This window comes from Butyrivibrio sp., from assembly GCF_017635265.1.
Lineage (GTDB): Bacteria > Bacillota > Clostridia > Lachnospirales > Lachnospiraceae > Butyrivibrio.
The window spans coordinates 1-9,141 of the sequence record NZ_JAGBLU010000130.1 but is presented as its reverse complement, the minus strand read 5'-3'; the positions used below and the strand labels follow the sequence as shown (position 1 = coordinate 9,141).

The window sequence follows — 9,141 nt, the reverse complement described above, 5'->3', positions numbered from 1 at the left end:
TGCTGCAAAAGCAGTAAGAGCAGATGACTCAAACACATAAGTGCCACCTGTAGTTGTTTCTCCACCGGTTGCAGGATCATCATTCTGATATTCCGTATCAGGTCTTTCACCATCGTAGTATGAAGGAATCCAGGAGCTGCTCAAATAGTCTTTTACTGCATATCCTTCTGCGCTTTTAAGAACATAATTCGCAGCAGTTCCCTGTTTATCAGTTCCAATATTAATGGCAACTCTTCCGCTCAGGTCGACTGCTGTACCGTCAGTAAGAACTGTGCCAAACTCATGCAATCCCTCGTTAAGAGACGGAACAGTATTCATAGTTGTCCATCCCTTTTCATTTATGAGATTGCTCTCAACTACAGTATTTATAAAGGCAACCTTCTCATTGCTGGTGCCCCAAGGTCTTCCAAGATAAGTACCTGTAGCAGTCATAATGTCATCTCTTTTATCAGTCATTATCTTGCAATGATTAAAGAGATATCCTTTTTTAGCTGAGCCTTTGCTTGCAACAATTACAAGATCGCTCGCTGCCTTATCCGAAAATCCATAAAGAACAAGGCTGCAATTGTCAAATATAGCATTGCCGTCACCACAGATAAAATCTGTCGTTCCCTCTATTGTACAGTCATAATAATATGAGTACTCATCAGCATCACCGGTATAAAGAGTATCCTGACCACTGATAAAATTGCACTTGTAAAACTCAATGTTTCCGGCACCTCTGTTGTACAGGGTGCAAGCTCTCTCTTTTGACTTGTAGAGCTTAGGATCTGCGCCGCTTGCAGTTCTGTCAAGAAGGCTGCCTGATGAAGCAATATCCTGTCTTTCCACATCGCTTATATAGTAGTTAAAAGAGTTTTCAAAAGTTATATTCTCAGCCTTGAATCCTGTAGCAGTGCTCTTAAGATTTACAGTTGATCCCCAGTTTCCGGGAGTCTGACCTATTGTCATGCTCTCATATCTGTCAACTGCGTGAGCCTCATCATAAAACAGATGGTTCTTATCTATGCTTGTATCAAGATATGCACTGTAATATGAATCTCCGCCAAGGCCATAATACCAGCTGATGGTAGAACCCGAATCAAGTCCGCTCTTCAAAGTAATGTCAGGCACATCAACAACAACCTGCTCCTGATAATACTCATCATTGAGGAGAATAGTTACGCCCTGACCTGAAGCACGTTCCATACGCCCAATTGCATCCAGTGCATCATAAATTGTAGTATAGTCGCTTCCCGCTTTACCTACCGATACAGTTTCTTTATAACTTACAGCAGGCTTTTCGGATGTATCTTTAAGATACATCTGCTCTTTTACATCCTTACCATCCACCTCAAAGTGCTCATAGGGCACATAATTTCCGGTGGTAGTAACATCTGTTACCTCGTAGATACCATCACGAACTTTGATTGAAAATTCGCTTCCGTTTATCCCATCAAATGAGTAAGTGTAGTCATCATCCAGATTCTTAACGGTAATAGCAGAAACTCCGGAAACAGCTTCAAGATTATGTGTAACAGCTTCAAGTGTTACCTCATGGAGTTCCTTGGGCGTTACACCAATCTCAATCTCTGCATTTTCTGATTCAGCAATTACCTGAGTGCACTCATAATCATTAGCACCGGTCAGCTCAACCGAATACTTTTCATCAGGAATGATAACAGCCCTATAAGTATAGTTGTAATCGTCCTCCGCTTTCAGTGTTACATCTACCTTATCAAGGGTGCTCTTTGAAGGTACGAGCTTTACGCTAAAACTGTCTTTTGAAACCGGATTTGCATTGTCAAGCTCTTCGATAGTGAGCTTACCTTCAATCACGATTGTATCCTGTGAGACAATCACAAAATCTTTTTCCCTGGTTTTATCATTACCTGTTGTAAGATCAAGGATATTGCCGTCATCTGCTGTTTCAATTGCATAATCGAAAGTTCCAGATACCGAAACCTGATACTCAAATCCATTGGGCAGGCTTACAGAGTATTTGCCATCAATTGCATCACACTCTACCATCTCATCAGTCTGTGTGTTTTTAAACTTAAGCCCTGTAACAAATTCAGCACCATCTCCCAAAAGACTTCCGGATACATCAACTATCGTCACTGCATCGGTCTCTGTAAGTTCAATGCTTGCTGTCTTAAAGTTGCCATGAGAATACAAAGGGATAAAACGCCCCTGAACACTTCCGGCACTGTTAACAACATAGTCTGCAAGGTCAGCCTTAAATGTAACTGTCTGATGCTCAGCGTCAGCCTTGTTATCAATCAGAGTAACATCTGAATCAAAGCTTCCAACAGACACGTACCTTGATGCATCAGAGTCAATAGGACTGATTGTGATTGTAACAACATTTGTATCATCTGAAATCGGAAGATAGATAACGCCTGTTGTATCAGATGTTGAATTATTCTTCACGTTGAGGTCTTTTCCTGAGTCAAGGATGACTCTTCCACTGTTTCCTCCAACAATAATTCCGCAAATAGAATCGCCTGAAGCAGTTGTAAGTCCTGTATTTTGTAAAGTTGCAAAATTCCACTTGCTGTTAGTGGTCTTGATCCCATCATTTTCTGAAGTCTCTTTTGAAAAATCTACAAGCTTGTCAATTTCAGACTCAGTTTCAGAGGCTGCTGCCATAGTTAATGTCTTAACAGCACTCTCTTCCACTACTTCTACTACATTCTCACCGGTTAATTCTCCGGTTGCAGCATCTGTTATGGTCTCTTCTTCAACAACGTCAGATGTAGACTTTTCACCCTCTGTTTCAGAAACTTCCAAAGTTTCTGTGGTCGCCATAGTTGCAGCATCTGTTGCAGCTTCCACAGCTTCAGTCTTTTCACCTGTTTCAGTCTTCTCCTCTGTTTCAGCAGAAGTCTGCGCCTGCAAAAGAGTCTCCTCCTCCGCCAGTGTCATTCCTCCGGGCAGAGCCATCGAAACATTTGAAAACGTCAGTGCAGCAGTAAGAACTGCAGCAAAAAACTTCGCTCCGATTCCGCCCTTTCTTCTCTTTTTTGACATATTGTTCCTCCCGTTTGTTCCCCATAAAACTTTGTTTATAGTTTTTTAATAATGTAAACGCTTACATTATTTTCAGAACGTGACCTTATCTTAACATAGTCACTTTGACTAAAACAAGGGGAAAACGAAAGAAATTTTCACCATATTGCCTAATTAATAAACAAAATTTCAGGAAAATAATTGTGCATTTTTTAGTGTTAGCGGTTTCATAAAATGTTCTGAAAATTCAAACTACTTTAGAACATTTTAATAATTTCCAGTTTCCATGCCTCTTTTGGGGGATACACAATTTAAGATTTTAAGAACGAAAAAAGCGATCACATCAAAGATGTAATCGCTTCATTAAAGTGTGCGTGACAGGATTCGAACCCACGACCTTCTGGTCCGTAGCCAGACGCTCTATCCAGCTGAGCTACACGCACATGAGCCATATCGGCAACAAATAATATTATATTCATGCCGACAGGCTTTGTCAAGAAATTTTATTTACTTTTCTCCGGTCATCCGTCCAATCACCATGAAAGCTCTGAAGCATGCACAGGCCATGCGTTGACTCTAATGCTGGATATTCTTCCATCCCTGACCCTCACCACTCTATTGGCCATCTTGGCAATTTCCACGTTATGGGTGACCATTATAACAGTAGTTATCTTTTTACTGATAAGGTCTTCGATGAGTTCCAGCACCTCCTGTCCTGTGGAAAAATCCAGCGCTGCAGTTGGCTCATCAGCCAGGATGATCCTTGGATTTTTTACTATGGCTCTCGCAATTGACACTCTCTGCTGCTGGCCGCCACTCATCATGGAAGGGTAATTTCCCGCTCTGTCAGAAAGCCCCACCATCTCGATGGCCTTTTCAGGGTCAGCCGCATTTTTACAAATCTCAGCAATAAACTTTACATTTTCCAGCGCTGTAAGATTAGGCATAAGATTATAAGACTGGAAAATATATCCCACATCATCTCTTCTGTAGTTTGTAAGCTGCTTTTCGGTGGGATTTGAAAAATCCTCTCCGTCAAAAATAATCTCACCATCTGTAGCACGGTCCATCCCACCTATTATGTTTAAAAGAGTAGTCTTGCCACATCCACTCTCACCGAGAATGACGAGCAGCTCGTTTTCATACACATCAAGATCCACTCCCTTTAATATATGGGAAATTTCCTGCCCCGAAGGATAATCCTTAACAATGTTCCTAAGCGACATTATGATCTTTTTGTCACCGCCAATGGAGTTGGAATAACCTCTTTCCTCCATGACCATAGCAACGAGACCTGCAAAGGAGTGGATCAGAAACACCTCATCCTCAGAGTATTTCTCACCTTTTTTATCAATGATTTCCACACATCCTATTGCCTCTTTATGCAGGATCATTGGCATGAGCAGCACATTTTTTACACTTTCTCCTGTAATTTCATCCTTTCCTCCCGGAAATCTCGAATCAGAAGCCGTATCAGTGATCACTGTGGGATCAGTTAAATTCATGGCTTCTCCAATCAGCCCCTTGCCGGCTTCTATGGAAAAGCCTGCTATTGCAGCTTTTCCTACAGAGATAGCGCTGGTAACCTTTTTTGTGTCCGGATTTAATAGCCATATAGCGCCTGTGTCTGCCTCAACATTTTTTATAAGCAATTCAAATGCATCGGAAAGAGCCGTCTCAATTTGCTCTCCTTCCAGCATCTGCATTATCTTCCACATGATCTGAATGTTTTCGGTTTTGTTTGCCATACCCATATCTCCATTAATAGTTTCGCGGTACATCAATACTTATTGATATCTGTAAGCGGGACCTTATTTACATTTCTAAACGCAATAGAATTGATAATTACTGAAAACAGTATATTGATCATAACTGACGCCATCCATGCCAGGGCAAAGGGGTGCCTTTCAAACATGAATGCATCAGTCTCAAGGTTTTTTATTATTACGCTCGTAAGTGGTACCCCAAAGGAAAGAGCAATAACCACAGACAAAAGTCCGGTAATAACCACTTCCCTTATGAGATATCCAATAACATGGGACTTTGAAAAGCCGTTTACCCTCATAGTAAGAAGCTCCCTCATCCTGTGTGCCACCAGTATATTGCTCAGGTTCAAAAGGATCATAAAAGACAATATAACGGAAAACAGGATAACTATGACAACAACTGCATTGTAGAGATTGACCACTGCCATATTTCCGTCCCTAAGATTTTTGGTAAGCTCCACTTTTGAAACTCCGGGAAGCAGTGACAGCCTCTCAGCCAGCTCTTCATCAGATTCTGAATCAGTCTTTATGTAATAAGTGTTTGATACAGGGTCATTTCCAAAGCATTCTTTGTAGTAATCCTCAGTCATGATCATGGTTTTCCCTGCATACAGCAAAAACAGACCAGCCACATCAACCTGGGAATAGTCAAGATTCGCACCCACCAGATTTATGGTGTCTCCGGGATGTATTCCATTTTTGTCTTCCATCTCCTTTGTAACTAAAACACCATTTGGGGGAATTGTCACATCTATCCCCCTATCATCCTTAAGGGTGTAAAACTCAGCAAATTCCTCCTGATCATGGACGCAGATTATATTTGTCAGAATTTGAGAATCACCTATACTTATCACACCTGCACTGACAGGAATATAAAGCGTATTTAAATCCGCAAGCTCTTTTTGAACAATTTCTCTTTCCTCATCCGTTATCTTTCCGGATTCAGTAAGGGTAATATCATATTTCCAGATATCCTTCATCTGATGTCTCAAAGCGCCTTCATAGGCAAGTTTGATATCAATTCCAAAACCAACAATGAACACACATAAAACTATTGTCACAACAGAAACCACTTCCCTGCCTATGTCTGTGCGCAAATTATTGATGATAAGATTGATATACAAACTTCCAGGTAATGACTTACCGGACCTATTTCTGTACTTTCTGACCGGCTCATTTCCGTTTATAAGCCCGACAGCCGAGCATCTGATATATCTGTGGCAGGACCATATTACAGCAGCAGCGGTTATCAGCACTTCCACCGTTGGAAGAAGTACTATCATAAAGACATTTCGGCTCACTCCATCCAGGGAAAATGCCAGCGTGTTTTTCATGGTATCCTTTAATATTGTTTCTACGGCAAATCCGCCTGCAACACCTGTTACGGCTCCGAACAAAGCTGCCGAAACTCCAAAGACCATGTATTTTCGCATGATCTCTGATTCATACATTCCAAAGGCTTTGCAGGTTCCAATCTGACTTGTCTGCTCCTCTATGATTATTGTCATGGTGAAAAAACATACAATTGCCACTATGCATGCATATAAAGGAGTGAAAGCTCCAAAAAAGCCATTGATTGCTTTAATGTATGAAACAGTCTGTACATAAGGAAAATTCACATCTCTGGTCTGGATAAGATAACTGCAGGGAGATTCTTTTAAAGTATCGATCTGCTGCTTAATCTCTGCAAGCTTGTCATCGGCTTGTTTTTTCGCATCTTCAAACTCTGCCTCAGCATCACTTAGCTCTTTTTCCCCATCTTCTTTTTGGGAGTTGAACTCTCCTTCTGCTGTGAGGAGTTCTTCTTCAATCTTTGCTATGGCCTCTTTTGCCTCTTCCTGCTTTGAAGCAAGTGTTTTTCTAGCCTCCTCAAGCTCCTGAGCACCTTCTGCTTTCTTTTGCTCAAACTCTTTCTTTGCGTCTTCAAGCTGTTTTCTGGCCTCCGGCTCTTTTCTTGCAAACTCGGCTTCACCGTCAGCAAGCTGTATTTTCGCCTTCTCCAGGTCAAACCACCCCTGATCAAGAAGTTTTCTGGCCTCTTCAAGCTCCTCTTGGGCGTTTTTAAGCTGCTCGGGAGCACTTATAAACTTGTCAATGTCAGATCTGTGCTCATCTAAATCGAATCCAAAGTCTAAAAACATGCGTTTTATCAGACCGGTTCCATCCTTATCAGAGACAGCAAGAACAGTTCTCACTCTACCGACTGCATCCTCACCGGCTGCATTATCGAGCTCATCAGCATACTCATAATACTTTTGCTTTGTTTCTTCATCCTGTATATCCGCATATACCCTGTATGTTTTGGCAATTGCACTGAGCTTGTCAGCTCCAAAATAAGTATTAACCTGGCCTTCCAATTCATGATACTGTTTCTTGGACTCATTGTATTTTTCACTGGCCTTACTGTATTCTTCCTCTTTTTCCTGCAAAAGCTTTTCATTTTTATCTATCTGAAGGAAAGCATCAAAGAGCTGAAACCTCGCTAATTCAAGCTCTTTCTCCATATCTTTTTCGGACGTTTCAAGCTGCGTTTGTCCATCTGCCAGAGACTTATTATATTCCTCTTCCCCTTCTTTTATTTTTCTTTTTGCCTCATTTATTTCTTTCTCAGCAGAGGATTTCAGGTCCTCAAGATTTGTCTGACCCTCCTCAAGCTTCTGCAAGGCTTCGCCAATAGTGTCATCGTAGAGTTTTTTTGCCTTTTCCAGCTCCTGCCTGCCCTTGTCTATCTCTTCTTCTGACTTCTTTTTGGCATTATTGTATTCTTCATCCAACTCTTCGTTCTTCTGAATGTTTCTTACCAAAGACATAGAATCCGTTTCAGCCTTGATAAGTTCTTTCAATTGCGAACTCACCTTCTTATATCCCTCTGAAAAGGTCTTCTCTGAAATATCAGCATCTACAAGAACATTAGAATAATCAAATGAAAGTTCAGAAGTATCAAAGCATGAAAGAGGCAGAACAATATAGTCCGTCGATATGTTGACCATATAATCCGGGTGAGAAACAATCGCTGTTATCTTATATCTGCTGTTTGGAAGCACATTCTCAAAACGGGCTGAAGAAATAACTATCTCGATATTATCGCCTATGCCAGCCCCAAGCTTGTTCATGGCACTTAAAGAGATGGCGCACTCATTTTCCTCTGTTGGCATCACTCCCTGGGCGGCAACAGGGACACTGACCCTCTCAGTAGCGGAAATAACACTTACTCCTGTGCTGTTTTCTCCCAAAGTTGCCACAGCTGCGCTTGAAATCAGGCCCTCTGCATCTTTTATCCCATCAAGTTCCTTAAATTCACTGATCTCAGACTCTTTGATTCCCAAACTGCAGGACACATCAAAGTCTCTGAAATTCTGCCCGGTGATGTAGGTCGTACCAGCCTGTCTTACTGTAGATGACCCAAAGTATAGACCCAATATCAGAGTTGTACCTATAAAAACAATTGTCACTATAGAAAGCCAGGACACTATTCTTTTTTTGATATTTCTCAGTGCATCAATCAGCCACGTTTTTATCATATTAACTTCGTATTTATCCTCGATATTTTAAAAATCTGAATAAAAAACGCCCTTCCGAAAGAATAACTTCCACTTTTCAGAATGGCGTTTTGTTGTGAAATCTATTTTTTTACTTAAGCACCCCTGTCTGCCGCCTCTGCAGCCTTGGTATCAAGAACCAGTTTTTCCATATCAGGCCTTGCAAACTCAAAGCAGGCAAGGAGCTTTTCATTGAAAACTCCGCACTCTCCGTCCTTGATCATCTCATAGGCCTTATCCATAGGGAACGCAGCCTTGTAAACACGGTCACTCACCAGCGCATCATATACATCTGCCAATGCTGTAAGCTGAGCTCCAATGGAGTTTTCATCTCCTTTAAGTCCATCAGGATAGCCTCTTCCGTCATACCTCTCGTGATGATGCCTGCAGATATCCAGGCTCATCTCATAGTATTCTTTGTCCTGAACGTCTTTTAAAAGCTCAATGATCTCACTTCCACGGGTGGTATGAGATTTCATCAGTTCAAATTCTTCATTCGTGAGCTTACCGGGCTTAAGAAGGATTGAGTCGGGAACGGATATCTTACCGATATCATGCATTGCCGAAGCCTGAGTAATAACATCTACAAGGTGAGGCGTCAGGCCCAGTTCCGGATAGTTATTCATTGCTGTGAGGGCAAGGATTCTGACAAATCCCTTTATCCTCTTTAAATGATAACTGGACTCCATGCTTCTGAATTCCACAATGGTCGCAATGGTGTCTATTACTTTTTCATTGCTGTTTTTAAGCTTCTCTTCCTGTTTTTTCAGGTAGATGAACTGCTTCTTTAAGACTCTGGTCTGATCATCAATCTGGCTCTCTAAGTTATTCTTGTGGTCATAGAG

The 9,141-nt window shown here is 41.5% G+C and carries 4 protein-coding genes and 1 tRNA gene; all 5 read right to left on the bottom strand.

What is annotated here, in order from left to right; genetic code table 11:
- A partial coding sequence (locus J6O61_RS16215) for a pectinesterase family protein (protein ID WP_292215289.1) occupies nucleotides 1–3,012 on the bottom strand: 3,012 nt, incomplete at its 3' end.
- Between the two features lie 348 nt (nucleotides 3,013–3,360).
- Nucleotides 3,361–3,434 (bottom strand) — tRNA-Arg (locus J6O61_RS16210).
- A 90-nt stretch (nucleotides 3,435–3,524) separates the two neighbouring features.
- On the bottom strand, nucleotides 3,525–4,739 hold the full coding sequence (locus tag J6O61_RS16205; RefSeq protein ID WP_292215287.1) for an ATP-binding cassette domain-containing protein: 1,215 nt from the start codon (nucleotides 4,737–4,739) through the stop codon (nucleotides 3,525–3,527).
- A 32-nt stretch (nucleotides 4,740–4,771) separates the two neighbouring features.
- Nucleotides 4,772–8,278: an ABC transporter permease gene (locus tag J6O61_RS16200; protein WP_292215285.1), complete on the bottom strand. Its 3,507-nt coding sequence runs from the start codon at nucleotides 8,276–8,278 to the stop codon at nucleotides 4,772–4,774.
- Between the two features lie 113 nt (nucleotides 8,279–8,391).
- A partial coding sequence (locus tag J6O61_RS16195) for an HD-GYP domain-containing protein (RefSeq protein WP_292215283.1) occupies nucleotides 8,392–9,141 on the bottom strand: 750 nt, incomplete at its 5' end.